Genomic DNA, 22,353 nt, shown 5'->3' with positions numbered 1-22,353 from the left:
ACACCCGGTATCCTTAGCTTATTAAGCTTCTTTACTGACAAACCCTTTAGAAAATATCCTCCGCAAGAATAAAAACACAGCCGGAGCCAACAGCGCATTCGTCACGCTTCCGCCCAACCAACTCCACCAACCCAGCCACACGGAAGCACCCGCAAAAATGCGGACAAGCAGTGTACTCATCAACACTGCCGCCAGGCTGCCCAGCAGCACCGACAGCATTTGGGGTAAGATACTTTCAAAATCAAAGCGCTCACCTACCGCGTATACCACACACGCGAGCGCGCAAAAGGTAAAGGCGTTATTGCCGAACAGTTTGGTACCAAAAAAGTCCAAAAACAGCCCGCACAAAAACGCAAGCGCATAGCCGTACGACGGTTTCAACAAGGCACACGCCGCTAACGCAAACACAAACATTAAATTAACCTGTATGCCGATGTTTGCAAACGCGGTAGCAAAAGCCCAATGTAGTACCGTGGCTATTATAAAAGTAAAAAACAGTTTAATGACACCCAACATTATTTTTTCTTTTTATCCTTATTCAAAATGATAAAAACTTCTTTTAAGGTGCTGGAGCTAATGGCCGGGGCCACCTCTACCGTCAGCGCGGTTTGGAACGACCCGCCCCGCCGCACGGCAGATACTTCCCCCGCCAAAATTCCGGCCGGGAAAATACTGCTGGCCGCCGAGGTATACACCTTATCCCCCGGCTTTACCTGGGATAACAGCGGCACATATTTTAATAATACCGCCCCGGTACCGCCGCCCGCTAAAAGCCCTTCTTCACGCCCGGGGCTTAAAAACGCCGCGGCAGAAAAATCTTCGTCACGCACCAAAAGCACTTTGGCCGTGTTTTCCGTCACTTCCACCACTTCCCCGGCTAAACCTTCCACGCCGTTTTCCACCGCAATTACCGCACTACGCGGCTCTATGCCGTCTTGCGCGCCTTTATCAATAATTACCGTATTCCATTGGGAAGGCTCCCGGTACGCAATCGTGGCCCAAGTGCCTTTCCACGGTTTAGACGGCTCCAATTTCAAAATAGCGGTTAGGCGTTCGTTTTCGGCAAATACCATTTCCGCCTGCGCGCTTAAAATTTTAGCGGCTTCAATTTCCTGGTGCAGTTGGCGGTTTTCGTGATGGGCGTTTAACAATTCCTGCACGGTGGCCGATACGCCTTGCGCATATTTAACGGCCGAGTGCGACAAACGGATTTGCGGTATAAATACATAAGAAAGTACCGCTTTGACCGAATTGACCATTCCTTCCAACGGCAAAATCATTAATAAAAAAGATAACACCAAATAAAAAAGCGGCAACATCCACCCGCGGGACTTGCCCGCTTGTGCGGCCTGGTGTTTTTTCTTTTTAGGGTAAGACATAATAAAAAGGGTTCCTGTGCGTAAAACGCCCGTTTACACGCGCGTAAACAACCGGCCCGGAATTTTGGGTGTGTAGCCCCCCGGGCGGCAACCGGCACGCCGCAAAGGCACGCACCGGCAAATACAAAGCGGGCAACGGTTCCCAAAACCGAAACCGTGCCCGCTCAAATCAATCAGAACGCCGGAAGAATTAGTAAGATTTCCCGCGCGAACCAAAGAACTTGTTGCCTTTCTCGTTCAGCTGTTCCAAGAACTTGCCCGTACCCAGGGCCACACAGCTAAGCGGGTCCGGAGCGCGGTGAACGGGAATGTCCGTTTCTTTGCGGATAAGCTCGGTAATGCCTCTTAACATACTGCCACCACCGGCAACTACCAAGCCGCGGTCCACCAAGTCAGCGGCCAATTCAGGCGGGGTTTCTTCCAAGGTGCTTTTGATGACTTCAATAATCAAGCGCACGGGCTCCATCAGGGCCTGGCGGATTTCTTCGCTCGTCACCGTCAGCGTGCGGGGCAACCCTTGTGTCTGGTCGCGCCCTTTTACTTCCATGGATTTTTCTTCCTTGAGCGGATAGACGGAACCCAGGTTGATTTTCACTTCCTCGGCCGTCGTTTCCCCAATAATCAGATTGTATTTTTTGCGGAAATACTGCACAATACATTCGGTCAGTTCGTCCCCGGCTACATCAATGGATTTGGCTACCACCATTCCACCTAAGGAGATAACAGCCACTTCCGTCGTGCCGCCGCCGATATCCACAATCATACTGGCGTGCGGTTCCGCAATCGGCAAATCCGCCCCCATGGCCGAAGCCATAGGCTCTTCAATTAAGTACACTTCGCGGGCACCTGCTTGACGGGCGGCATCATCCACCGCGCGGCGTTCCACACCGGTAATGTCGGAAGGAATCCCAATCACAATCCGGGGGCGCAACAAACTGCTGCGGCTGTGTACTTTGCGGATAAAATAGCGTATCATTTCCTGCGTCACTTCAAAATCCGCTATTACGCCGTTTTTCATGGGGCGCACCGCAACAATGTTGGCCGGCGTGCGGCCCAACATTTGCTTGGCCTTGGAGCCGACCGCCTTTACCTCGCCGGTTTCCCGGTCCACGGCAACGACGGACGGTTCGCGTAAAACGATGCCTTTATCTTTTACATAGATAAGACTGTTGGCTGTGCCAAGGTCCATACCTAAGTCGGAAGAGAAAAGGCCCCCCAAGTAGTCAATAACCATTTATTCCACCAATTTAATGATAGCAACCTGCGCGTTATCGCCCTGGCGCACACCAGCGCGGTAAATGCGGCAGAAACCGCCCGGCCGGTTTGCATATCTGGCAACCAGCACGTCAAAGAGTTTTTTGAAAGCAACTTTGTCTTTCAACGTATCTTTAACGGCCAAGTGGTTGTTCGCTTTGGCGGAGGTAATTAACCCTTCCACTACGCGGCGGACTTCCTTGGCTTTGGGCAAGGTGGTCTTCACTTCTTCGTGAAGGATAATGCTGGTGGCCATGTTGTTCAACATCGCTTTGCGGTGAGAGGCCGTTTTGCCCAGCTTTCTGTATCCTGTATTTTTAATCATACGTTCAAAATCCTATCCTTAAATTTTCATGCCGAGAGAAAGATTCATTTCGGCCAGTTTTTCTTTGATTTCGTCCATAGATTTGGCGCCGAAGTTCTTAATCATTTTCAAATCGTCTTCGGTCATTTTTACCAAATCGCGTACGGTGTTCACATTTTCAGATTTTAAGCAGTTAATGGAACGGCTGGAAAGCTCCACGAACTCAATGGATTGGTTTAACACTTCATCCAATTTAGAGCTGGCCGCAGCGGCACCGGTGTTAGCCGTGGCGGAAACAGGTTCCGCAACCGCTTCGTCGCTTACGGTGGCTACGCAGTCGTCTTCGCCTTCAATCGTAAAAATATGCAAAGAATTGGAAAGCAATACCGCGGCGCGGTGCAACGCACGGGCAGGTTCCAACGTGCCGTCCGTCGTGATTTCCAAAATCAGGCGGTCGTAGTCGGTTTTCTGTCCCACGCGGGCAGGTTCCACGTCGTAGTGAACTTTCACAATAGGAGAATACAGGGCGTCCATCGGAATAAAACCGGCAGGACGTTGGATTTTGGCCAGTTCTTCGGCCGGCGCATATCCCTTACCCCGGGAAATTTCAATTTCCATCTCCAGGCTGCCGCCCGCTTCAAGCGTAGCGATAGGCAAATCTTTGTTAATAATGGTCACACCGTCCACTTCCTGGATGGAAGCGGCCGTCACAACACCCGGTTTGGTGGCGTGCAACGTGACATATTCACGGGCTTTGCCGTCCATTTTAACACGCAGTTGCTTGAGGTTGAGCAGAATATTGATAACGTCTTCCCGTACGTTGGGCAACGTGCTGAATTCATGCACGGCCCCCGCAATTCTAACGGCGGTAACAGCGGCCCCTTCCATGCCGGAAAGTAAAATCCGGCGCAGGGAGTTCCCTACCGTGTGGCCGTAGCCGCTTTCATAGGGTTCCGCAATAAATTTGCCGTAAAAATCAGAAGCAGTTTTTTCTTCTAACTGAATTTTTTGGGGAAGAACCAATTCATTCAAAGCCATGTAAAGCCTCCAAACTATTTAGAATAGTATTCTACGATGAGCTGCTCGTTGACAGGATAGGACATTTCCGCTCTGTCGGGCCATCTTAAAAGTTTTCCGGTCATTTTCTCCGCGTCGTATTCCAAGAAGCTCGGGCGCTGGTTGCGTTTTTCGGTTTCGGTAAGGCCTTGTTTCACGCCAGCGTTTTCCGCCAAAGAGGCATCCAACGCCACTTTATCACCGATGCGCAGTTGATAAGAAGGCACGTTTACGGCTTTACCGTTCACTTTTACAAAACCATGCAACACCAACTGGCGGGCGGATTTCAAAGAAACCGCAAAGCCCAGGCGGCGCACGACGTTATCTAAGCGGGTTTCCAGTTTGCGCAAGAAGTTTTCACCGGTTTGGCCTTCGGCCTTAGCAGCGGCGTCAAACAAATTGCGGAACGGAATTTCCGACATACCGGACTGAAGTCTGGCTTTCTGCTTTTCCTGCAAGCGGATACCATATTCGGACACTTTAGCGCGGCGTACTTTGCCACCGCGTTTAATGGTGGCGGCCAATTTGTCAACCACGCAGTTGGTGTAGCATTTGGTCCCTTTCAAGAAAAGTTTGCAATCTAATTTTCTGCATTTTTTGCAGCTGGCTCCTGTATATCTGGACATAAATCTTATACTCTCCTGGCTTTAGGCGGTCTGCATCCGTTGTGCGGAATGGGGGTGATGTCTTTAATGGAAGACACGGTAAGTCCGGCTTGTTGTACGGCTCTGACGGCAGTTTCTCTGCCCTGGCCGGGGCCACAAACCTTTACTGCAACTTCTCTCATACCCAGAGCGACGGCTTTTTCGGCCACTTTGTTGCAGGTAATTTGGGCGGCAAACGGAGTGCCTTTTTTGGTGCCCTTAAACCCATGGGAACCGGCGGTAGACCAGGCAATGGTGTTGCCTTTATCGTCGGATATCGTCACAATCGTATTGTTGAACGAGCAGTTAATATGCACCACGCCGAACACAGGCGCTTTGGCGTTTTTCTTTTTTCCTTTCACAGCGGCGGGAGCTTTCACTTCCGCGGCTTCTTTTTTAATTTCTTCTGCCATAATTAAATTCCTAAAGTTCCTAAATTTTATTTAGCTGCAGCCTTGGAACCCACGGTTTTGCGGCGGCCGCGTCTGGTTCTGGCGTTGGTTTTGGTTCTCTGACCGCGGACCGGCAGGTTTCTGCGGTGGCGCTGGCCTTTATAGGAACCGATTTCAATAAAGCGGTGGATGTTTTGGGCGATTTCTCTTCTCAATTCCCCTTCCACTTTATATTCTTTTTGCAAGATGGTGTTTAAGAGACCGGCCTGCTGTTCGGTTAAATCTTTCACGCGGGTGGCGGGGTCAATCTGCCCTTCCAGCTTGGCGAGGACTTCTTTGGCGTTTTTCTTGCCGATGCCGTAGATGTACTCTAAGGCTACGTCTATTCTTTTGTTTTTAGGTAAATCAATACCTGCGACTCTTGCCATATATTCTAAAACTCCTGTAAATTAACCTTGGCGCTGTTTGTGTTTTGCTACTTCGCAAACCACCCGAACCACGCCGTTGCGTTTAATGACTTTGCATTTTTGACATATCTTTTTGACACTGGCTCTGACTTTCATTTATTTCTCCCTATAAGTAATCCGGCCTTTCGTCAAGTCGTAAGGGGAAAGCTCTAACTTCACTTTGTCCCCCGGCAAGATTCTTATATGATGAACTCTCATTTTTCCGGATATGTGGCCAAGAATCGTTTTGCCGCCTGCAATTTCAATTTTGAACATTGCATTGGGCAACGCTTCCAAAACCTTTCCTTCCAGTTCAATTTTATCGCTCATACATCTCCGAGTTCGGATTAAATCAGAATTTCTCCCGTAGGAGCTATTCAAAAGCAGTGAAAATTTCACTGCCGTGAGCGGTGACAGCTACCGTATGTTCAAAGTGCGCGGCATATTTACCGTCACTCGTCACAACCGTCCAACCGTCACTCAGCTGCCTGACTTTATAAGTTCCCGCTGTAATCATGGGCTCTATTGCCAGCACCATGCCTTCTTCCAACATCGGCCCGGTGCCTTTACGCCCGAAGTTCGGGATGTTTGGCTCCTCGTGCATATTGCGGCCGATACCATGCCCGCAATAATCCCGCACGACACCCATGTTATGTAGCTCGGCAAAAGTCTCCACCGCGTGCCCAATATCTCCTAGCCGGGCACCCGGTTTGACAAGCCCAATCGCTTTATACAAAGACTTCCGGGTCACATCCATCAGTCTTTGGGCTTCATCAGAAACTTTTCCCACGCCGAGGGTGATAGCGGCATCAGAACAGAAACCGTCAAGCCGGGCTCCTGTATCTATACTTACAATATCACCACTCTTTAATATTCTATCTTTTTTTGGGATTCCATGCACAACTTCTTCATTTACAGAAGCGCAAATTGAACCCGGAAACCCATAATACCCCAAGAATAACGGGGTCGCCCCGAAGGAGCGAATTGTTTTTTCCGCGGCGGCGTCCAAATCCCAAGTAGAAATACCGGGGCGGACCAGTTCGGTCATTTGTTTCAAAACCGCAGCGGTCACTTTGCCCGCCGCACGCATCAAATCTAGTTCATGTTTGCTTTTAACTTCAATCATTTTACCTTCTTGAGGACAGCAACTAAATCCTCAAAAACTTTTTCGGGCGTTTGATTGCCGTTGATTTCCACATATTTGCCGGAATTTTGATAGAACGTCTTTACCGGCAACGTGTCGTGGTGGTACACTTCCAAGCGGTGTTTGGCCCGTTCGGCGGTATCATCCGCGCGGGTGTATAATTCCCCTCCACAATCCGGGCAGACGGTGGCCGGAGCGGACGGGTCCACATGCACAATCGCCCCGCATTTTTTGCATTGGCGGCGCGAGGTAATGCGTTTGACCACTTCGCTTTCCGGCAAATTAATCATTATAACGGCGGAAATTTCACGGTGAAAGCGTTTCAGCATAGCGTTTAACGCTTCGGCCTGCGCCACCGTGCGGGGGAACCCGTCAAAAATAATCCCCGCATCCGTGGATTTAACAATGTTTTCCAACATGGAAATCATCAATTCGTCCGGCACTAAATTACCGGCGTTAATAATACTGGCAATTTTTTTACCCAATTCAGAACCGGAAGCAATTTCGGCCCGGAGTACGTCCCCAGTGGAAATATGTTTGAGCTTCAGTTCTTCCTGCAACTTGGCCGACTGCGTACCTTTCCCGGCACCCGGGCAGCCCATTAAAACGATATTCACAATCAATCCTTCCTTGTCTTTCTTGTCAAATTATTTTACGTCCGGCCTTTCTCAAGCCGCACGCAAAATAATTCCCAAAACGGCCTTCATTTATTTTGCGGAAACTCCGTCCAATAGCGGAATTTTCCCATTTTCTACACTGCTTTTATTTGTCCAGTTCCGGGAACAACCCGCCCCAGGAACTTGAATTTTTAGGGAATTTTGAGGAGATTTCTAGGCGTTCATGCACGAAACATACTTGTTTGTTATGCGAGTGGATGAACAACAACGAAATCTCCCAAAATTACCAAAAATTATTGGCCGACGTTGAACCAGCGCCCCTTAATCCTTTTGCTGCCTTTCATCAGCGGCTCATAATTGCGGGCCAACAGATGGGCTTGGATTTGGCCGACGGTATCCAAAGCAACACCAACCACGATGAGCAGCGCGGTACCACCGAAGTAGAAATCCACGCCAAATTCCGCACGGAAGAAATCCGGCAGAACAGCCACCAAACAAACAAAGATGGCGCCGCAGAACGTCAAGCGGTTCATGACCCATTCAATGTAGTTTTTGGTCGGTTCGCCAGGGCGAATGCCCGGGATAAAGCCGCCCCATTTCTTCATGTTATCCGCCAAATCGGCCGGGTTAATGGTCATAGAATTGTAGAAATAGCAGAAGAAAATGATAAGCGCCGAGAACAACAACATATACCACGCATTATTGTGGCTCATGTAGTTCATCAGCACTTGGGCCCAATGGGCGTCACGGTTGAAGCTAGCCAGCGTAAGCGGCAAAGAAATGACAGACGAGGCAAAGATTACCGCAATTACACCGCTCTGGTCTATTTTGAGCGGCAAATAGCTGGTCTGCCCGCCATACATTTTGTTGCCCACCTGGCGTTTGGCGTATTGTACCGGGATTTGGCGTTGGGCCGTTTCCAACCACACCACCAAAGCCGTAATTACCACCGCAGCGGCAAAAATTACAAGCGCCATAAAGAAATCCATTTCGTCCGTTTTTACGCGGTTCACAATTTCCATTACCGCACTGGGCAAGCGGTCCACGATACCCGCAAAAATAATGAGCGAAATACCGTTCCCGACGCCTTTTTCGGTAATTTGTTCCCCCAGCCACATCACAAACATCGTGCCTGCGGCTAACGTAAGAACTGTGGTAATAAAGAACCACGCCGAGGGGTTGACCACGGCCGACATACCGCCCGCGCCTTCCACCTTGGTAATAGCAAAGGTCATCATCGCCCCTTGCAGGACGGCTAAGAACAAAGCAAAAATACGGGTGATTTGGTTTTCTTTTCTTCTGCCGCTCTCGCCTTCTTTATGCATGCGGTCCAATGCCGGGAAGATATGCGCCCCGCGCACAAGCCCCATGATAATGGACGCGTTGATGTACGGCATAATACCTAACGCTAAAATGGAGAATTTGCCCAAAGCCCCACCCGAAAAGATATTCATAAAGCCTAAAATACCGTTTTCGTGTTGGGCAAACATCTGGCGCAAAACTTCCGCATTAATGCCAGGTATCGGGATTGCAGCCGCAATCCGGAAAACAGCCAACGCCCCTATCAAGAAGAGAAGTCTCTTCTTGAGTTCGGGGGCGTTGAAAATATTTGCAACCGTATTGTTGGTTTCCATTATTTGGTCTTCTTTTCAATAACGGTGACGGTGCCGCCGGCTTTTTCAATCGCCGCTTTAGCAGAGGCGGAAAAACCGTGGGCGGACACTTTCAGCGCTTTGGTAAGCTCGCCCATGGCAAGCACTTTCACGCTGGAAACATCATGAATGGCACCGGCCTTTTTCAAGGCTTCCGGGGTCACTTCCGCACCGGCGTTGAACAATTTTTCCAAGGTGCCTACGTTGACGTAGTCAAACCGTCTGGCAAAATCCTTATTGGAAAAACCGCTCTTAGGCGTGTGGCGGATAAGCGGCATCTGGCCGCCTTCTTTGCTTTCCTTGCGGGTATTACCGGAGCGGGAAGTCTGCCCTTTCATACCTTTGGTGCAGTAGTTGCCCAAGCCGGAGCCCGGGCCGATGCCCAAGCGTCTTTTGGCTTTTCTGGAGCCATGTTTAGGGAAAAGAGTATTCAAATTTACCATTTTATTTTCTCCACAAAACTATTCGGCCTTGGCAGCTTCGGCTTGCGCTTCGGCTTTCGGGGCTTCAGCCGGTTTTTCGGCTTTACCGCGCAATACTGCAACGGTTTCTTTGTTCTTCAGCATTTTCAAGGCTTCCATCGTGGCGTAAACCAGGTTGCACGGGTTGGTGCTGCCCAAGCTTTTGGCCAAGACGTCTTTGATGCCGGCGGCTTCAAACAACAAGCGCACACCCGCACCGGCGATTACACCGGTACCGGGGGCGGCCGGTTTCATCCAAACGGATGCCGCGCCGAATTTGCCGATAACTTCATGCGGAATGGTTTCGCCCACAATCGGAAACGTAATCATGTGTTTGCGGGCGTGGGATTCCGCTTTAGCAATGGCCAACTGCACTTGGTTTGCTTTACCAATGGCCACGCCTACTTTGCCGGAGCCGTTGCCCACCACTACCAGCGCGCGGAAACCAAAACGTTTACCGCCTTTTACCACTTTAGCCGTGCGGGCTACGTGGATAACCGTGGATTTACCTTCCAACGCCGGTCTGGCTTTTTGAAACTCGGCTCTTTTGCCTTTCGCTTCTTTTCTGTTTTCGCTCTTCAGCGTTTCGTTAGACATTAAATTCACCTTAATATTAGAATTTCAAGCCTGCTTCTCTGGCGGAATCAGCAAGCGCTTTAATTCTGCCGTGATAGACTCTGCCGCCGCGGTCAAACATCACTTCGGTGATGCCTTTTTCCAAAGCTTTTTTGGCAATTACGGCGCCCAAGGCTTTGGCGGCTTCAATGCTTTTGCCGGAAGCTTCATATTTACCTTCCAATTCGGCAGACAAGGTGGTAGCGGATACTAACGTGCTATGGGTCTTGTCGTCAATGATTTGGGCATAAATATATTTCAAGCTTCTGTAAACGGACAGGCGGGGTCTGTGCGCACCGGTGGCTAACAGATGCCCACGGCTTCTGTCTTTTCTGTATTGGTATCTTTCCTGTTTAGTAGCCATAATTATTTGCCTCCCGCAGCAGTCTTACCGGCTTTGCGAACAATGTGTTCACCTTGGTATTTAATACCGCTGCCCTTGTAGGGTTCCGGAGGTCTGATTCTTCTGATTTTGGCCGCAAAATCGCCCACGAGGAACTTGTTGCTGCCTTTGATGGACAGGGCGCCCGTTTTGCCGTCCACCGTCACGGTCAAACCTTGCGGAATGTCCAAATTGACGGGGTGGGAGAAGCCCAATTCCATGTTCAATTTCGTGCCGGCCACGTTGGCGCGGTAGCCCAAGCCGTTAATTTCCAGCACTTTGGTAAAACCGTTCGTCACGCCTTCAATAATGTTGAAGACGTTGGCGCGGGTGGTGCCGTGAATGGCGTTAAGCTGTTTTTCTTTCCCTTCCGGGATAGAAAAAGAAAGCACGTTATCTTTGAAGCTGATGGTGACATCCGCCGGGCAGGTGTACGAAAGCGTACCCAACGCGCCGGTGGCCGTCACTACTTGGCCGTTGACTTCCACTTTGGTTTTAGCGGGAATGTTGATGATTTTTTTACCAATTCTGCTCATATTCCCCCCTTACCAAACCTGGCACAACAATTCGCCACCCATCTTGGCGGCTTTGGCCTGGCTGTCGGTCATAATGCCTTTAGAAGTAGACAAAATGGTAATGCCAAACGCACCGCGGACTTTGGGAATGTTGTTGTACGCGCTGTACACCCGTTGACCCGGTTTAGAGACTCTTCTGAGCCCTTGGATTACGCATTCGTTTTCAGGCGTGTATTTTAAGAAAACTCTTACCACACCGCCCTTGGTTTCGTTATGCACGGCTTTGAAATTGGCAATATAGCCTTCTTCTTTCAAAACGCGGGCAATTTCCGTTTTAATCTTAGAAAAAGGGATATCCACTTTTTCTTTCTTTTTCATGTTGGCGTTTCTTATTCTGGTTAAGAAATCTGCGATTGGATCCATGTGTATAGGCTGCTCTTCCAAAACACTTTCCGCTTAGCGGAGTTAATCCGGTTGAGCGCCTCCTCCTGTAAATTTTACCAGCTTGATTTTCTAAGACCCGGGATTAAACCCTGGTGTGCCATCTTTCTCAGGCAGATACGGCAAAGACCGAAATCGCGATAATAACCTCTCGCGCGGCCGCAAATCTGGCATCTGTTATGATACCGGACAGCGAACTTTTGGTCTTTGGCCATTTTTGCAACCCATGCTTTGGTAGCCATAAAGTTTTTGCTCCTTATTTAGCCGCCGCTTTGCGGAAAGGCATACCCATATAATTCATGAGCAGGCGGCCGGCGTCGTCGTTCTTGGCCGTGGTGACGAACGTAATGTTCATACCATGGGCTTTGGGCGATTTTTCCACGTCAATTTCCGGGAAAATATAATGTTCTTTAATACCCAGGTTTAAGTTGCCTTTACCGTCAAAGGCCTTATCGTTAAAGCCTTGGAAGTCGCGGATACGCGGGCAAGCAATGCTAATAAAGCGTTCCAAAAATTCATACATACGGGCGCCGCGCAAGGTCACGCGTACACCAATAGGCATACCTTCTCTCAATTTGAAGTTAGAGATAGATTTTTTGGCTTTTCTTACTTGCGCAGCTTGGCCGGCGATGGCGGTTAAGTCTTCGCGGGCCACGTCTAACGCTTTCACGTCTTCACGGGCTTCTTTTACGCCAATGTTGATGACGATTTTTTCCAGCTTGGGTACGGCCATGGGGCTTTTTTGGCCCATGTCTTTCAGTAAAGCAGGCAGTACTTTTTCTTTGTACAGTTTCTGCAATCTGGGCTGGTAATCTGCCGGAACGTTCACAGTATTTTTCGTTTCTTTAGTCATTTTAACTTTACCTAGATTAAATGATAGGCTGATTGCACTTGCGGCACACACGCACTTTTTTGCCGTCACCCGTCACTTCAATTTTGGGGGTCATGGCTTTTTTGCATTTGCTGCACACAATCGCTACGTTGGAAGCGTCCAGCGGAGCTTCCATCTTGTTGATGCCGCCTTGTTTGTTTTGGGAAGGCTTCACGTGTTTGGAAATCATATTCACGCCGGTCACTACTACTTTGTTTTTGGTCGGGTTGACGGATTTCACTTCGCCTTTCTTGCCTTTGTCCTTACCGGACAAAACCAACACAGTATCTTTTTTCTTAATAATCATACTATACTACCTCGGGGGCCAGCGAAATGATTTTCAGGAAGTTCTTTTCCCGAAGTTCTCTCGCAATAGGGCCGAACACACGCGTACCTTTGGGTTCGCCATTATCGTTAATGATGCAAACAGCGTTGTCATCAAAGCGGATATAGGAACCGTCTTTGCGTCTTTTTTCACGGGCTACACGCACTACTACTGCGCGTACCACGTCGCCTTTTTTAATGGCGGAAGTAGGGATTGCATCTCTGACGGAGCACATCACAACGTCTCCCAAAGTTGCAATATCCCGGTGGTGGCCACCGCGCACCTTAAAGCACTGGACTTTGCGGGCGCCCGAGTTATCGGCCACGTTAAGAATGCTTCTGAGTTGAATCATAGTTTAATAACTCCGTAGTTTATAAAAACTAAGCTCTGGCTTTTTCCACAATTTTGGAAACGCGCCATTTGGTCGTTTTGGACACGGGGCGAGTGCTCATGATTTCCACTTTATCCCCTATTTTGCTCTCGTTGCCTTCATCATGCGCATGAAACTTGGCGGCTCTTTTCAGCGTTTTGCTGTATAAGCCGGTGCGCACTAAGCGTTCCACCAATACGGTGCGGGTTTTGTCCATCTTATCAGACACTACCACACCGGTGAGAACTTTTCTCTGTCCACGGGATTCTTGTTTTTCCATATCTTAAAACCTCTAGTTCTGCTCTTTCTTCTGGTTAATCAAAGTCTGCAGAAGAGCAATCTCGCGTCTTACAGCCCGGATTTCCATCGGGTTGGCGATGGGGGTGGTGCTGTGTTTGAAAAGAAGGTTGAATTTCTTTTCTTTCGCTTTGCCGAGCGCTTCGTTCAGTTCGGCCAAGGTCTTTTGTTTCAAAGCTTCTTTTTCGTTCGTTTTCATACTATCTTCTCGTCACCAGTTTAGTTCTGATAGGCAGTTTGTCAGCGGCCAGTTTCATAGCTTGTTTGGTATCTTCCAGCGTAGCGCCTTCCAATTCAAACAAAACTCTGCCGGGCTTTACGACACATACCCAATGGTCCGGAGCCCCTTTACCTTTACCCATACGGGTTTCAGCCGGGTGTTTGGTGATGGCTTTATCCGGGAAAATGCGAATCCAGAGTTTACCTTTTTTCTTGATGAATCTGGACAGCGTAATACGGGCAGATTCAATCTGCCGGGCGGTGATCCATTTGGGTTCTAATGCTTTGAGCCCATATTCACCGAACACAACCTCGGCGCCTCTTTTGGCATTGCCTTTAATGCGGGGGGCGCTAAACGGTTTGCGATATTTTACTCTTTTAGGCATTAACATAAGTAAATTCCTCTATTTAGCTTCCTTGGCCGGGGCAACGACTTCCGTGACGCCTTCGGCGGAACCGCTTTCCATATCTCTATGTTTTTTCAGTTCCTGCATAATTTCTTTGGGAGATTTGGCAAAGTGCGTTCTTTTGAAAATCCACACTTTAATACCAATCTTACCGCTGATGGTGGACGCTTCGGTAAAACCGTAGTCAATGTCCGCGCACAAGGTGTGCAACGGCACGCGGCCTTCACGTTTCCATTCCGTGCGGGCAATTTCAGCACCGCCCAAGCGGCCGGATACCATAATTTTGATACCCAACGCTTTACCGGAAAGGGCTTTTTCAATCGCTTTCTTCATAGCGGCGCCGTAGTGGGCGCGTTTTTCAAGCTGCATAGCGATAGATTGGGCCACCAGTTGAGCATCCGTTTCCGGGCTCTTGATTTCAATGACGTTCACAAAGGTTTTGCTGCCGGTAAGGGCTTCAATTTCTTTGCGCAGGGCTTCAATGTCGGCACCTTTTTTGCCAATCACCACGCCCGGGCGGGCGGTGTGAATGTTCAAGCGCAAGAAAGCGCCGGCACGTTCAATGCCCACATAGCTTACGGCCGCCATTTTGAATTTGTCATCTACAATTTTGCGAATCTGGAAATCTTCCATGATTAACGCCGGCATATTCTTGGGGGCGAACCAGCGGGAACGCCAATCCTGAATATAGCCCAGTCTAATGGACCGAGGGTGAATCTTATGTCCCATAAATTAGCGACCTCCCTTTTTTTCATCGGTGACGATGACAGTCAGATGACACATGCTTTTTTTGTAAGGCATAGCGCGGCCTTGCGGACCGGGCTGCACTCTTTTCAAGTGGTTGCTGGGCCCCAGATTGGCGAAAGCTTCTTTAATGAATACTTTGGTCATGTCCAGTTTTTTGCCCGCTTTTACTTCCAGGTTGGCAGCAGCGCTGTGAAGCGTTTTGAACACGAGGTCCGAGGTTCTTTTGGCAATAAACGGCAATACATCTTCCGCCGCTTTGACATTTTTACCGCGGATTTGGTCCAATACGAGGTTCACCTTGCGGCTACCGTACCGTTGAAATTTAGCTTTTGCACAAGCTTCCATATCAAATCCTCAACTCTTATTTCAAGGCGGTGGAGTCTTTCGTCATGCCACCGTGACCTTTGAACAACCGGGTGAAAGAAAATTCACCGAGCTTATAACCTACCATTCTTTCGGAAACGTAAATGGGAAGGAACTTTCTGCCGTTATGCACCAAGAAGGTGTGTCCCACAAATTCGGGAACAATCGTGCAGGCTCTTGCCCACGTTTTAATAGGTTTCTTTTCGTTGGAAGCGTTCATTGCTTGAACCTTTTCCAACAGGTTTATGTCTACAAACGGACCTTTTTTAGTTGATCTTCCCATAATTACTTAACCTTGTTTTTTCTTCTGTCGCTGACAATCATCCAACCAAACGCTTTCTTCGTGGAGCGGGTTTTCAAACCGCGGGTTTGTTGGTTCCACGGAGAGCGCGGAATGTTGCCGCCTTTACCGTGACCGCGGCCACCGCCCATCGGGTGGTCTACCGCGTTCATCGCGCTACCACGAACCGTGGGGCGAATACCGCGTTGGCGGTTGCGGCCAGCGTTGCCGATTACCACGTTGGAGTGGTCCACATTGCCGACTTGGCCGATGGTGGCGCAGCAAGCGCTGGGTACCAAGCGGATTTCGCCGGACGGCATTTTAATGTGGGCATAGTCGGATTCGCGCGCCATCAGCTGGGCTTGAGAGCCGGCGCTTCTGGCCAACTGCGCACCTTTACCGACTTGCAGTTCAATCGCGTGGATAAAAGTACCTTCAGGAATGTTTTTAAGAGCAAGGCAATTACCCACTTTAATTTCAGCGGTCGGGCCGGACATCAGCACATCGCCCACTTTTACGCCCACCGGGTGGAGAATATATCTCTTTTCCCCGTCGGCATAGCTTAAAAGACAAATACGGGCGCTGCGGTTCGGGTCGTATTCAATAGCAACCACTTTGGCCGGCACGCCAAGTTTTTCTCTCTTAAAATCAATGGTTCTGTAAGCGCGTCTATGGCCACCACCAATGTGGCGCACCATAACCATACCGGTATTATTGCGTCCGCCGGTTTTGCGCAGACCCTTGGTTAAACTCTTCTCCGGAGTTTTTTTGGTAATTTCCGAAAAATCGGCTACCGTAATGGTTCTGCGGGAAGGGGTATAAGGTCTGAATGACTTAATAGGCATAGTTAGTAGTTCTCCTTAATACTCTACTTAGCAGTGGCTTCAACCACTTCTATTTTATCGCCTTCTTTAAGGGTGACGAAAGCTTTTTTGTAGTCAGGTCTTTTGCCTTCATACCGGCCCATGCGGTGCGTTTTGCCCGTGACGGTAATGGTGTTAATTTTAACAACAGTGACGTTAAAGATCTTTTCTACGGCAGTTTTGATTTCGCCCTTAGATGCATTTTTGGATACCACAAAACCATAGCGGTTTTGCGCATCTCTGGCGACCACACTTTTTTCGGTCAAAAGAGGCTTTTTAAGAATTTCGTAAGTACGGGTCATTATTTGGCCTCCTTGGTAAACGTGGCGCTAATTTTTTCCAACGCTTCTTTGGTCATAATAACCTTGGTGCTGTTAAGCACTACATAGGCATTAATGTCTTCAGGAAGAAGGTGGGTCAACCCGGCAATATTGCGCCCGGCTAACTTAGTGTTGGCATCCGCAAAGTTGCCCAACAACAACGGTTTGCGCCCGGCGGAAAGGGTTTCCAACACAGCGGCAAACGCTTTGGTTTTGGGTTCGGATACTTTCAAATCTTCCAAGACGACCAAGTTGCCTTCGGACAATTTGGTGGAAAGCGCCATAGCCAAAGCCAAGCGGCGTTTGGCAACCGGCAATTCCTGGCGGTAAGAGTGCGGGGTGGGCCCGAAAGCTACACCACCGTGGCGGAATTGAGGGGCGCGCAAGCTGCCCTGGCGGGCGCGGCCGGTGCCTTTCTGTTTCCACGGTTTTTTGCCGGTGCCGGAAACTTCACTGCGGGTTTTCACATCGGCGGTGCCGCTTCTTTGGTTGGCCAAGAAAGCAGTGACGACTTCGTGCAAGAAGGTAGGGTTGGCTTTGACGGCGAACAAACTTTCCGGCAGAGCGCAGGTCCCTTTTTCTTTACCTTTAATATCTAAAACTTTTGTTTCCATAGGTCCAAGTCCTTACTTCTTGTTAGCGGCTTTGGAAGCAGAGATTTTCTGCACCACGGGAGCCACTACGTGTTTTCTGTTTTTGGAAGTTTCCAACACGGACACGATGGAGCCTTTGGCACCCGGTACGGAGCCTTTCAAGAAAAGAAGTCCGTTTTCGTTGTCCACTTTGATAACTTCAATTTTGGATACGGTATGGGTGGTGGTGCCGTAATGACCAGCCATGCGCTGGCCGGAAAGCACTTTACCCAAGGAGCGGCGGGAACCCAAAGAACCCGGTGCGCGGCATCTGTCGGAAGCACCGTGGGAATCCGGCTGGCCGGCGAACCCGTGGCGTTTCATAGCGCCCGCAAAGCCGTGGCCTTTAATTTTACCCTGCACGTCTACATAGTCGCCGGGTTTGAATACTTTTTCAAGTGAAATGACTTGGCCGATTTCAAAACCGTTCACGTCGGCAACACGGCATTCTTTCATGTGTTTAACCGGCGCGGCGTTTACTTTTTTGAAGTACCCGAGTTCGGGTTTGTTGAGCTTGCTTTCTTTCACTTCGCCAAAACCCACGCAAACGGCGTTGTAGCCGTCTTTTTCCAGGGTTCTGACACGCACAACCTTGCACGGACCCGCTTTTACAACGGATACGCCATGCAGATTGCCTTTTTCATCAAAGAGCTGCGTCATGCCGACTTTTTCCCCAATTACAAAGCGGAAAGATTCGGGAGCTTCTTTGACAGTTTCTGCTTTGGCCGCTTCAGCAACGTTCGTTGCCTCTTGGGCACCAGCAGCTTGTTTGATTTCTTCTGTCATAGTGTCTGTATTTCCTATTAATTGCTTTTAATGGCCACATCCACACCGGCGGGCAAATCCAATTTCATCAGTTCGTCCACGGTTTTGGAGGTGGGGCTTTTCAAGTCAATAAGTCTTTTGTGAATACGCATTTCAAACTGTTCTCTGCTTTTCTTGTCGGTATGAGGAGAGCGAAGTACGGTGTACTTTTTAATCCGAACCGGCAACAAAACAGGACCCGCCACGATGGCACCCGTTTTTTGGGCAGTTTCCACAATGCGGGAAACCGAGGTGTCCAACATGCGATGGTCATAAGAACGCAGTTTAATGCGGATTCTTTCTTGGCTCAGCGCGTGAGCTTTCTTTTCAGTTTTTTCTGCCATTTTTGATTTCCTTAAAACAACTTTTAATAAAAAATTATAGGGCAGAAAAACCTTCACCGGTCGCCTTTCTCGTCGGGCCGGTAAGGAATTTCTCTGCCATGCGTCTAAATTCGGTACTATTTATTATACCAAAATTCAGGGGCGTTTGCGTAGAATTTTTACTAACAATTTTCACCGTTTTGCGTTCAAATCCAACGCCTAAAATTCGCTTATGTATATTGTATAAAATCTGTTTAGGGTTGTAAAGGTATTCTCCAATACAAACCGGTGGTTGCTTTCTTTACAAACAAAAAGACCGGCTTTCGGGCCGGCCTTTTGTTATTTTAATAACTTACAAAGCTACCGCACGCGGAGCCACCAGGGTACCTGTGCAAACGTGGTTTACACACTGGGTGGTAATGCGCGTATAGCACGCTTCGCGCGTGCAACCGCCGCCGGCGCAGGCTTTATCCAACACCGTTTGAACCTTTTGGGCCGCCGTTTTATTTACGGCTTCATACCCGGCGCAGGGGCAGCAACCTTTCTGCACGGCCACGCAATCGCTATCGGCCTGACAGGCTTTATCTGCCGCCGCCACGGCCTTGGTTAATTGGGCCGGAACGGCGTTAATCCCCACGTTTTGCTGGGCAGTACCGCACGCGGCAAACAACCCGGCGGCTAACATCATAAAAAATACTTTTTTCATTTATTTCCTCTAATTCATCCGATACGCGGACATTGGTTTAAGCTCTCCCGCGCATTGGTTCTTTACGCATTTAGGCGTAATTTCCTCGTAGCACATTTCCAAAGTGCAAGCGGCCATACCGCACGCTTTTTTCAGCTTTTTTTGCAATTTGGCGGCCACGCGGGCGTTGACGGCCTCATAACCCGCGCAAGGGCAACAGCCCTTTTGAACGGCGGCGCAATCGCTATCCGTTTGGCAGGTTTTATCGGCCGAAGCCACTAATTGGGCATATTCCGCCGGAACGGCATTCACCGCGGCGCTTGGGCTGGTGCAGGCCCCCACAAAAAGGGCCGCACAACCACACAAAAGAAGTTTCCACTGTTTCATAAATTTATTGGGCCAAAGTACCCACGCAACGGTTATTTTGGCAGGACACGTTCAAATCCGTATAGCACATTTCTTGGGTGCAGACGGCGGTGGGGCAGTCGCTGAGCCATTTAGTGCGCAAAGCGGCGGCCACACGCCGGTTGACGGCAACTTTACCGTCACAGCGGCAGCAGGAACGGTTGACAGCTACACAATCCGCATCCGTCCGGCAGTCTTGGTTAGCCTGAATCAGCTGGGTATAGGTATGCCCGTTTTTAGGAGCCGAAGCGCACCCCGCCCCCAATACACCGGCGATCAACAACAAACCGACAGCAATTTGTTTTAGCATAAAAGTCTCCCTGATAAGTTTTTTATATTATACCAAATCTGTTTATGGGTTTACTAACCGGCACCGCCCGGAAACACACCGGGTAGGGATTTCATCCGCGGGCGGCGGCTCTTTTTTACAGCGGGTGTACCAATCGGCCTGGCGGATACGCTTAACATCCCCCAGCTCCAAACGGTTAATGGCGGCATAGCCCCATTGGGGATAACGGCACGAAAGCAGAACGGCCGTACATTCTTCATCCGCCGAACAACCCACATGGGCTTGTGCCACAAAGCGGGCAAAAAGCTGGTTTTGGTGTTTTTGCAAACTGGGCGCACAGCCGACCGCAAGCAGGCACACCGCCCCTAAAATGAAAGGAAATCTCATATTTGGTATTGTAGCAAAAAACGAGCCGGAAAGCGCCGCGCGTTTGCGTTGCTGTTTACACAATATGCCCAGTTGAGTGATTGACCGCTACGGCCGGAAAGCGCCGCGCATTTTGCCGAAATTTACCACGCCCCGGGTAAGGTTTATCCCCCACCACGCCCAACGGCTTATCCGCCCTTCCCTCAAAAATCACGCCCCCCACCACGCGCATACGCACTGGGCAACGCGGGTTCCGCCACACAAAAGCCGCGCCCCCACGCAACGGCCCAGCTCCCCCCACAACGCATATCCCTACAACAAAAAACGGAACGCCCGCTTTTGGCAGGCGTTCCGTAAATGTTCAAGTTGCAACCTGATTAGGCGGCAGTCTTTTCAGCCGTTCTCTTTTCAATAATGGCTTTGGCTACGTTCGCCGGGACTTCAGCATAGTGGCTGGGTTCCATGGTGAACGACGCGCGGCCCTGAGATAAGGAGCGGACGTTGGTGGCATAGCCGAACATTTCGGCCAGCGGCACTTCGGCGCGTACATAGCGCACGTTGCCGCGCACACCCATTTCGCCGATTTGGCCGCGGCGGGAGCTCAAGTCACCAATAATATCGCCCAAGTTGGCTTCCGGAGCTACCACTTCTACTTTCATGATAGGTTCCAGAATAATCGGGTTGGCTTTCTTGGCGCCGTCTTTCAAGGCCATAGAGGCAGCAATCTTAAAGGCCATTTCGGAGGAGTCCACTTCGTGGAAGGAACCGTCAAACACGGCCACTTTAATATCCACCAAGGGGTACCCGGCGATCGCACCGGAATCCAGCGCTTCGCGGCAGCCTTTTTCAATAGCAGGGATGTATTCTTTCGGAATACGGCCTTGGGTGATTTCGTTAACGAATTCAAACCCTTTGCCTTTTTCCTGCGGTTCCAGTCTAAGGAAGACGTGACCATATTGACCACGACCGCCGGACTGGCGCACAAACTTGGTTTCCTGTTCCACCGTTTTGGTGATGGTTTCGCGATACGCAACCTGCGGCGCGCCCACGTTGGCTTGTACGTTGAATTCGCGTTTCATGCGGTCAACAATAATATCCAAGTGGAGTTCGCCCATACCGGAAATAACGGTTTGGCCGGTTTCTTCGTCCGTATGCACGCGGAAGGTTTGGTCTTCTTCGGCCAAGCGGGCCAGCGCGTTGGACATTTTTTCTTCATCGGCCTTGGATTTGGGTTCCACGGCGATGGAGATTACCGGTTCAGGGAAAGTGATGCTTTCCAGCACAATCGGGTGGTCCGGAGAGCAAATGGTCTGCCCCACGCGGGCATTTTTAATAGCCACGGTGGCGGCAATTTCGCCGGCGCCCAATTCTTTTACTTCTTCGCGTTTGTCGGCCATCATACGCATCATACGGCCGAAGCGTTCAGAGGCGTTTTTGCCGGGGAAGAACACCGTATCACCGGCTTTAAGCATACCGGAATAAATGCGGAAGAAGCTTAATTTACCCACAAACGGGTCCGTTTGAATTTTGAAGATTAAGCCGCAGAACGGTTCCGTGTTGGACGGTTTGCGGAATTCTTCTTCGCCCGTGTTGGGATTGGTCCCTTTGACGGCAGGAACGTCTACAGGAGAGGGTAGATAATCGTTCACGCAGTCCAACAAGGGTTGAACGCCTTTGTTTTTGTAAGAGGAACCGCAAATCACGGGGAAGAATTTACCCGTTAAGGTACCTTTACGAATGGCTTTTTTAATTTCTTCAACGGTGAAGTTCGTTTCGCCGTTCAAGTAGCGTTCCATTAAGGCTTCATCAAAATCCGCCAGCTTTTCAATCATTTCCAAGTGGGCTTTTTCGGCCGCTTCTTTCAGGTCCGCCGGGATTTCTACCTCGTTAAAGGTGGCGCCGTTGTGGTCGCCGTCCCAAATAATGGCTTTCATTTTTACCAAGTCCACCACGCCGACGAATTTATCTTCGGCGCCGACAGGAAGCTGAATGGGGCAAGCGTTGCCGCCCAGTTTTTCCTTAATGGAGTTGGCGGAGCGGACGAAGTCCGCGCCGATGCGGTCCATCTTGTTGATGTAAGCAATACGGGGTACATGGTACTTATCAGCCTGGCGCCATACGGTTTCAGACTGGGGTTCCACGCCCTGCACGCCGTCAAAGCAGCACACAGCGCCGTCCAGAACGCGCAAAGAACGTTCCACTTCGGCGGTGAAGTCCACGTGGCCGGGGGTGTCAATAATGTTGAGTTGGCAATCTTTCCAAACGCAGTAAATGGCGGCGGAGGTAATAGTAATACCGCGTTCGCGTTCCTGTTCCATCCAGTCCGTCACGGACGCGCCGTCGTGCGTTTCCCCGATTTTATGCACTTTACCGGTATAGTAAAGGATTCTTTCAGAGGTGGTGGTCTTACCGGCGTCAATGTGCGCGATAATACCGATGTTTCTGATTTTATCTAACGGATAGGTTTTGAATTCAGCCATATCTT

Annotated in this window: 38 protein-coding genes; all 38 read right to left on the bottom strand. The window is 49.9% G+C overall.

Annotation, left to right across the window (positions count from 1 at the left end; all coding sequences use genetic code 11):
• Positions 1-21 precede the first annotated feature (21 nt).
• Positions 22-516: a rod shape-determining protein MreD gene (gene mreD / locus ACQY18_RS00505; RefSeq protein WP_176778092.1), complete on the bottom strand. Its 495-nt coding sequence runs from the start codon at positions 514-516 to the stop codon at positions 22-24.
• On the bottom strand, positions 516-1,379 hold the full coding sequence (gene mreC / locus ACQY18_RS00500) for a rod shape-determining protein MreC (protein ID WP_428038432.1): 864 nt from the start codon (positions 1,377-1,379) through the stop codon (positions 516-518). The genes mreD and mreC overlap by 1 nt, the downstream gene beginning before the upstream one ends.
• 190 nt (positions 1,380-1,569) lie before the next feature.
• Positions 1,570-2,613 carry a rod shape-determining protein MreB gene (locus ACQY18_RS00495; protein WP_176778094.1) on the bottom strand — a complete coding sequence of 348 codons (1,044 nt, stop codon included), beginning with the start codon at positions 2,611-2,613 and terminating at the stop codon, positions 1,570-1,572.
• Positions 2,614-2,958, bottom strand: coding sequence for a 50S ribosomal protein L17 (gene rplQ / locus ACQY18_RS00490; protein ID WP_176778095.1), 345 nt, complete (start codon positions 2,956-2,958; stop codon positions 2,614-2,616). It lies immediately after the preceding gene.
• 18 nt (positions 2,959-2,976) lie between these two features.
• On the bottom strand, positions 2,977-3,975 hold the full coding sequence (locus tag ACQY18_RS00485) for a DNA-directed RNA polymerase subunit alpha (RefSeq protein WP_176778096.1): 999 nt from the start codon (positions 3,973-3,975) through the stop codon (positions 2,977-2,979).
• A gap of 14 nt (positions 3,976-3,989) precedes the next feature.
• Positions 3,990-4,619 carry a 30S ribosomal protein S4 gene (gene rpsD / locus ACQY18_RS00480; protein WP_176778097.1) on the bottom strand — a complete coding sequence of 210 codons (630 nt, stop codon included), beginning with the start codon at positions 4,617-4,619 and terminating at the stop codon, positions 3,990-3,992.
• A 5-nt stretch (positions 4,620-4,624) separates the two neighbouring features.
• Entirely contained in the window at positions 4,625-5,017 is a 393-nt protein-coding gene (gene rpsK, locus ACQY18_RS00475; RefSeq protein WP_428038445.1) for a 30S ribosomal protein S11, read from the bottom strand.
• A gap of 59 nt (positions 5,018-5,076) precedes the next feature.
• Positions 5,077-5,457: a 30S ribosomal protein S13 gene (gene rpsM / locus ACQY18_RS00470; RefSeq protein ID WP_176778099.1), complete on the bottom strand. Its 381-nt coding sequence runs from the start codon at positions 5,455-5,457 to the stop codon at positions 5,077-5,079.
• Positions 5,458-5,478: 21 nt separating this feature from the next.
• Complete coding sequence (gene rpmJ, locus ACQY18_RS00465) at positions 5,479-5,592, bottom strand: 50S ribosomal protein L36 (protein WP_176778100.1); 114 nt, start codon at positions 5,590-5,592, stop codon at positions 5,479-5,481.
• Entirely contained in the window at positions 5,593-5,805 is a 213-nt protein-coding gene (gene infA / locus ACQY18_RS00460; protein WP_176778101.1) for a translation initiation factor IF-1, read from the bottom strand.
• Between the two features lie 43 nt (positions 5,806-5,848).
• On the bottom strand, positions 5,849-6,601 hold the full coding sequence (map, locus tag ACQY18_RS00455) for a type I methionyl aminopeptidase (protein WP_176778102.1): 753 nt from the start codon (positions 6,599-6,601) through the stop codon (positions 5,849-5,851).
• Positions 6,598-7,236: an adenylate kinase gene (locus tag ACQY18_RS00450; protein ID WP_428038431.1), complete on the bottom strand. Its 639-nt coding sequence runs from the start codon at positions 7,234-7,236 to the stop codon at positions 6,598-6,600. Before ACQY18_RS00450 ends, map begins: the two co-directional genes overlap by 4 nt.
• A 293-nt stretch (positions 7,237-7,529) precedes the next feature.
• Positions 7,530-8,870, bottom strand: coding sequence for a preprotein translocase subunit SecY (secY, locus tag ACQY18_RS00445; RefSeq protein ID WP_176778104.1), 1,341 nt, complete (start codon positions 8,868-8,870; stop codon positions 7,530-7,532).
• Positions 8,870-9,331 (bottom strand): 50S ribosomal protein L15, encoded by a 462-nt coding sequence (gene rplO / locus ACQY18_RS00440; RefSeq protein ID WP_428038430.1) that lies wholly within the window; start codon positions 9,329-9,331, stop codon positions 8,870-8,872. Before rplO ends, secY begins: the two co-directional genes overlap by 1 nt.
• A gap of 18 nt (positions 9,332-9,349) precedes the next feature.
• Positions 9,350-9,946, bottom strand: a complete 597-nt coding sequence (gene rpsE / locus ACQY18_RS00435) for a 30S ribosomal protein S5 (protein ID WP_176778106.1) — start codon at positions 9,944-9,946, stop codon at positions 9,350-9,352.
• A 16-nt stretch (positions 9,947-9,962) separates the two neighbouring features.
• On the bottom strand, positions 9,963-10,328 hold the full coding sequence (gene rplR / locus ACQY18_RS00430) for a 50S ribosomal protein L18 (protein ID WP_176778107.1): 366 nt from the start codon (positions 10,326-10,328) through the stop codon (positions 9,963-9,965).
• A gap of 2 nt (positions 10,329-10,330) precedes the next feature.
• A complete protein-coding gene (gene rplF / locus ACQY18_RS00425; RefSeq protein WP_176778108.1) occupies positions 10,331-10,882 on the bottom strand; it encodes a 50S ribosomal protein L6 in 552 nt (183 codons plus the stop codon).
• A gap of 9 nt (positions 10,883-10,891) precedes the next feature.
• Positions 10,892-11,284, bottom strand: coding sequence for a 30S ribosomal protein S8 (rpsH, locus tag ACQY18_RS00420; RefSeq protein WP_176778109.1), 393 nt, complete (start codon positions 11,282-11,284; stop codon positions 10,892-10,894).
• A gap of 74 nt (positions 11,285-11,358) precedes the next feature.
• Entirely contained in the window at positions 11,359-11,544 is a 186-nt protein-coding gene (locus tag ACQY18_RS00415) for a type Z 30S ribosomal protein S14 (RefSeq protein WP_087289315.1), read from the bottom strand.
• Positions 11,545-11,558: 14 nt separating this feature from the next.
• Positions 11,559-12,155, bottom strand: a complete 597-nt coding sequence (gene rplE / locus ACQY18_RS00410; protein WP_176778110.1) for a 50S ribosomal protein L5 — start codon at positions 12,153-12,155, stop codon at positions 11,559-11,561.
• Positions 12,156-12,171: 16 nt separating this feature from the next.
• Positions 12,172-12,480, bottom strand: a complete 309-nt coding sequence (rplX, locus tag ACQY18_RS00405) for a 50S ribosomal protein L24 (RefSeq protein WP_428038429.1) — start codon at positions 12,478-12,480, stop codon at positions 12,172-12,174.
• A 1-nt stretch (position 12,481) separates the two neighbouring features.
• The gene (rplN, locus tag ACQY18_RS00400; protein ID WP_176778112.1) at positions 12,482-12,850 is read right to left on the bottom strand and encodes a 50S ribosomal protein L14; all 369 of its coding nucleotides are present in this window, start codon (positions 12,848-12,850) and stop codon (positions 12,482-12,484) included.
• Between the two features lie 28 nt (positions 12,851-12,878).
• Positions 12,879-13,148: a 30S ribosomal protein S17 gene (gene rpsQ, locus ACQY18_RS00395; protein ID WP_176778113.1), complete on the bottom strand. Its 270-nt coding sequence runs from the start codon at positions 13,146-13,148 to the stop codon at positions 12,879-12,881.
• A gap of 12 nt (positions 13,149-13,160) precedes the next feature.
• Positions 13,161-13,364, bottom strand: a complete 204-nt coding sequence (gene rpmC, locus ACQY18_RS00390; RefSeq protein WP_176778114.1) for a 50S ribosomal protein L29 — start codon at positions 13,362-13,364, stop codon at positions 13,161-13,163.
• 1 nt (position 13,365) lies between these two features.
• Entirely contained in the window at positions 13,366-13,776 is a 411-nt protein-coding gene (rplP, locus tag ACQY18_RS00385; protein ID WP_176778115.1) for a 50S ribosomal protein L16, read from the bottom strand.
• A 12-nt stretch (positions 13,777-13,788) separates the two neighbouring features.
• Complete coding sequence (rpsC, locus tag ACQY18_RS00380; RefSeq protein ID WP_176778116.1) at positions 13,789-14,520, bottom strand: 30S ribosomal protein S3; 732 nt, start codon at positions 14,518-14,520, stop codon at positions 13,789-13,791.
• A 3-nt stretch (positions 14,521-14,523) separates the two neighbouring features.
• Complete coding sequence (rplV, locus tag ACQY18_RS00375; RefSeq protein WP_176778117.1) at positions 14,524-14,883, bottom strand: 50S ribosomal protein L22; 360 nt, start codon at positions 14,881-14,883, stop codon at positions 14,524-14,526.
• A gap of 16 nt (positions 14,884-14,899) precedes the next feature.
• The gene (gene rpsS, locus ACQY18_RS00370) at positions 14,900-15,184 is read right to left on the bottom strand and encodes a 30S ribosomal protein S19 (RefSeq protein WP_176778118.1); all 285 of its coding nucleotides are present in this window, start codon (positions 15,182-15,184) and stop codon (positions 14,900-14,902) included.
• A gap of 2 nt (positions 15,185-15,186) precedes the next feature.
• Positions 15,187-16,026 carry a 50S ribosomal protein L2 gene (gene rplB, locus ACQY18_RS00365; RefSeq protein ID WP_176778119.1) on the bottom strand — a complete coding sequence of 280 codons (840 nt, stop codon included), beginning with the start codon at positions 16,024-16,026 and terminating at the stop codon, positions 15,187-15,189.
• A gap of 23 nt (positions 16,027-16,049) precedes the next feature.
• Positions 16,050-16,346, bottom strand: coding sequence for a 50S ribosomal protein L23 (locus ACQY18_RS00360; protein WP_176778120.1), 297 nt, complete (start codon positions 16,344-16,346; stop codon positions 16,050-16,052).
• On the bottom strand, positions 16,346-16,978 hold the full coding sequence (gene rplD / locus ACQY18_RS00355; RefSeq protein WP_176778121.1) for a 50S ribosomal protein L4: 633 nt from the start codon (positions 16,976-16,978) through the stop codon (positions 16,346-16,348). The genes ACQY18_RS00360 and rplD overlap by 1 nt, the downstream gene beginning before the upstream one ends.
• 12 nt (positions 16,979-16,990) lie before the next feature.
• Complete coding sequence (rplC, locus tag ACQY18_RS00350; protein ID WP_176778122.1) at positions 16,991-17,782, bottom strand: 50S ribosomal protein L3; 792 nt, start codon at positions 17,780-17,782, stop codon at positions 16,991-16,993.
• Positions 17,783-17,799: 17 nt separating this feature from the next.
• Complete coding sequence (gene rpsJ, locus ACQY18_RS00345; protein ID WP_428038428.1) at positions 17,800-18,144, bottom strand: 30S ribosomal protein S10; 345 nt, start codon at positions 18,142-18,144, stop codon at positions 17,800-17,802.
• A gap of 331 nt (positions 18,145-18,475) precedes the next feature.
• On the bottom strand, positions 18,476-18,829 hold the full coding sequence (locus ACQY18_RS00340; protein ID WP_176778123.1) for a hypothetical protein: 354 nt from the start codon (positions 18,827-18,829) through the stop codon (positions 18,476-18,478).
• 9 nt (positions 18,830-18,838) lie between these two features.
• Positions 18,839-19,195, bottom strand: coding sequence for a hypothetical protein (locus ACQY18_RS00335; protein ID WP_428038427.1), 357 nt, complete (start codon positions 19,193-19,195; stop codon positions 18,839-18,841).
• Positions 19,196-19,199: 4 nt separating this feature from the next.
• Positions 19,200-19,523 carry a hypothetical protein gene (locus ACQY18_RS00330; protein WP_428038426.1) on the bottom strand — a complete coding sequence of 108 codons (324 nt, stop codon included), beginning with the start codon at positions 19,521-19,523 and terminating at the stop codon, positions 19,200-19,202.
• Between the two features lie 42 nt (positions 19,524-19,565).
• On the bottom strand, positions 19,566-19,889 hold the full coding sequence (locus ACQY18_RS00325; protein WP_428038425.1) for a hypothetical protein: 324 nt from the start codon (positions 19,887-19,889) through the stop codon (positions 19,566-19,568).
• A gap of 356 nt (positions 19,890-20,245) precedes the next feature.
• Entirely contained in the window at positions 20,246-22,348 is a 2,103-nt protein-coding gene (gene fusA, locus ACQY18_RS00320) for an elongation factor G (RefSeq protein WP_176778127.1), read from the bottom strand.
• Between the last annotated feature and the right edge of the window lie 5 nt (positions 22,349-22,353).

Origin of the sequence: Candidatus Avelusimicrobium faecicola (assembly GCA_900540405.1) — a bacterium.
In the GTDB taxonomy this organism is placed as follows: domain Bacteria; phylum Elusimicrobiota; class Elusimicrobia; order Elusimicrobiales; family Elusimicrobiaceae; genus Avelusimicrobium; species Avelusimicrobium faecicola.
This window is presented reverse-complemented; position numbering and strand designations above follow the sequence as displayed.

Bases quoted from the DNA above. Each gene is read 5' to 3' on its own strand.
- rplP (WP_176778115.1), bottom strand. From the start codon at position 13,776: ATGTTAATGCCTAAAAGAGTAAAATATCGCAAACCGTTTAGCGCCCCC.
- rplD (WP_176778121.1), bottom strand. From the start codon at position 16,978: ATGGAAACAAAAGTTTTAGATATTAAAGGTAAAGAAAAAGGGACCTGC.
- rpsC (WP_176778116.1), bottom strand. From the start codon at position 14,520: ATGGGACATAAGATTCACCCTCGGTCCATTAGACTGGGCTATATTCAG.
- ACQY18_RS00360 (WP_176778120.1), bottom strand. From the start codon at position 16,346: ATGACCCGTACTTACGAAATTCTTAAAAAGCCTCTTTTGACCGAAAAA.
- rplO (WP_428038430.1), bottom strand. From the start codon at position 9,331: ATGGTAAATTTGAATACTCTTTTCCCTAAACATGGCTCCAGAAAAGCC.
- fusA (WP_176778127.1), bottom strand. From the start codon at position 22,348: ATGGCTGAATTCAAAACCTATCCGTTAGATAAAATCAGAAACATCGGT.
- rpsS (WP_176778118.1), bottom strand. From the start codon at position 15,184: ATGGGAAGATCAACTAAAAAAGGTCCGTTTGTAGACATAAACCTGTTG.
- infA (WP_176778101.1), bottom strand. From the start codon at position 5,805: ATGAGCGATAAAATTGAACTGGAAGGAAAGGTTTTGGAAGCGTTGCCC.
- rplB (WP_176778119.1), bottom strand. From the start codon at position 16,026: ATGCCTATTAAGTCATTCAGACCTTATACCCCTTCCCGCAGAACCATT.
- rpsM (WP_176778099.1), bottom strand. From the start codon at position 5,457: ATGGCAAGAGTCGCAGGTATTGATTTACCTAAAAACAAAAGAATAGAC.
- ACQY18_RS00340 (WP_176778123.1), bottom strand. From the start codon at position 18,829: ATGAAAAAAGTATTTTTTATGATGTTAGCCGCCGGGTTGTTTGCCGCG.
- rplN (WP_176778112.1), bottom strand. From the start codon at position 12,850: ATGATTCAACTCAGAAGCATTCTTAACGTGGCCGATAACTCGGGCGCC.
- ACQY18_RS00415 (WP_087289315.1), bottom strand. From the start codon at position 11,544: ATGGCTACCAAAGCATGGGTTGCAAAAATGGCCAAAGACCAAAAGTTC.
- rpsE (WP_176778106.1), bottom strand. From the start codon at position 9,946: ATGTCTAACGAAACGCTGAAGAGCGAAAACAGAAAAGAAGCGAAAGGC.
- rpsD (WP_176778097.1), bottom strand. From the start codon at position 4,619: ATGTCCAGATATACAGGAGCCAGCTGCAAAAAATGCAGAAAATTAGAT.
- rplQ (WP_176778095.1), bottom strand. From the start codon at position 2,958: ATGATTAAAAATACAGGATACAGAAAGCTGGGCAAAACGGCCTCTCAC.
- mreD (WP_176778092.1), bottom strand. From the start codon at position 516: ATGTTGGGTGTCATTAAACTGTTTTTTACTTTTATAATAGCCACGGTA.
- ACQY18_RS00330 (WP_428038426.1), bottom strand. From the start codon at position 19,523: ATGCTAAAACAAATTGCTGTCGGTTTGTTGTTGATCGCCGGTGTATTG.
- ACQY18_RS00495 (WP_176778094.1), bottom strand. From the start codon at position 2,613: ATGGTTATTGACTACTTGGGGGGCCTTTTCTCTTCCGACTTAGGTATG.
- rplE (WP_176778110.1), bottom strand. From the start codon at position 12,155: ATGACTAAAGAAACGAAAAATACTGTGAACGTTCCGGCAGATTACCAG.
- ACQY18_RS00335 (WP_428038427.1), bottom strand. From the start codon at position 19,195: ATGAAACAGTGGAAACTTCTTTTGTGTGGTTGTGCGGCCCTTTTTGTG.
- rplC (WP_176778122.1), bottom strand. From the start codon at position 17,782: ATGACAGAAGAAATCAAACAAGCTGCTGGTGCCCAAGAGGCAACGAAC.
- ACQY18_RS00485 (WP_176778096.1), bottom strand. From the start codon at position 3,975: ATGGCTTTGAATGAATTGGTTCTTCCCCAAAAAATTCAGTTAGAAGAA.
- rpmC (WP_176778114.1), bottom strand. From the start codon at position 13,364: ATGAAAACGAACGAAAAAGAAGCTTTGAAACAAAAGACCTTGGCCGAA.
- rplV (WP_176778117.1), bottom strand. From the start codon at position 14,883: ATGGAAGCTTGTGCAAAAGCTAAATTTCAACGGTACGGTAGCCGCAAG.
- ACQY18_RS00325 (WP_428038425.1), bottom strand. From the start codon at position 19,889: ATGAGATTTCCTTTCATTTTAGGGGCGGTGTGCCTGCTTGCGGTCGGC.
- rpsQ (WP_176778113.1), bottom strand. From the start codon at position 13,148: ATGGAAAAACAAGAATCCCGTGGACAGAGAAAAGTTCTCACCGGTGTG.
- mreC (WP_428038432.1), bottom strand. From the start codon at position 1,379: ATGTCTTACCCTAAAAAGAAAAAACACCAGGCCGCACAAGCGGGCAAG.
- secY (WP_176778104.1), bottom strand. From the start codon at position 8,870: ATGGAAACCAACAATACGGTTGCAAATATTTTCAACGCCCCCGAACTC.
- rpsH (WP_176778109.1), bottom strand. From the start codon at position 11,284: ATGGATCCAATCGCAGATTTCTTAACCAGAATAAGAAACGCCAACATG.
- rplR (WP_176778107.1), bottom strand. From the start codon at position 10,328: ATGGCTACTAAACAGGAAAGATACCAATACAGAAAAGACAGAAGCCGT.
- rpmJ (WP_176778100.1), bottom strand. From the start codon at position 5,592: ATGAAAGTCAGAGCCAGTGTCAAAAAGATATGTCAAAAATGCAAAGTC.
- rpsJ (WP_428038428.1), bottom strand. From the start codon at position 18,144: ATGGCAGAAAAAACTGAAAAGAAAGCTCACGCGCTGAGCCAAGAAAGA.
- rplX (WP_428038429.1), bottom strand. From the start codon at position 12,480: ATGATTATTAAGAAAAAAGATACTGTGTTGGTTTTGTCCGGTAAGGAC.
- map (WP_176778102.1), bottom strand. From the start codon at position 6,601: ATGATTGAAGTTAAAAGCAAACATGAACTAGATTTGATGCGTGCGGCG.
- rplF (WP_176778108.1), bottom strand. From the start codon at position 10,882: ATGAGCAGAATTGGTAAAAAAATCATCAACATTCCCGCTAAAACCAAA.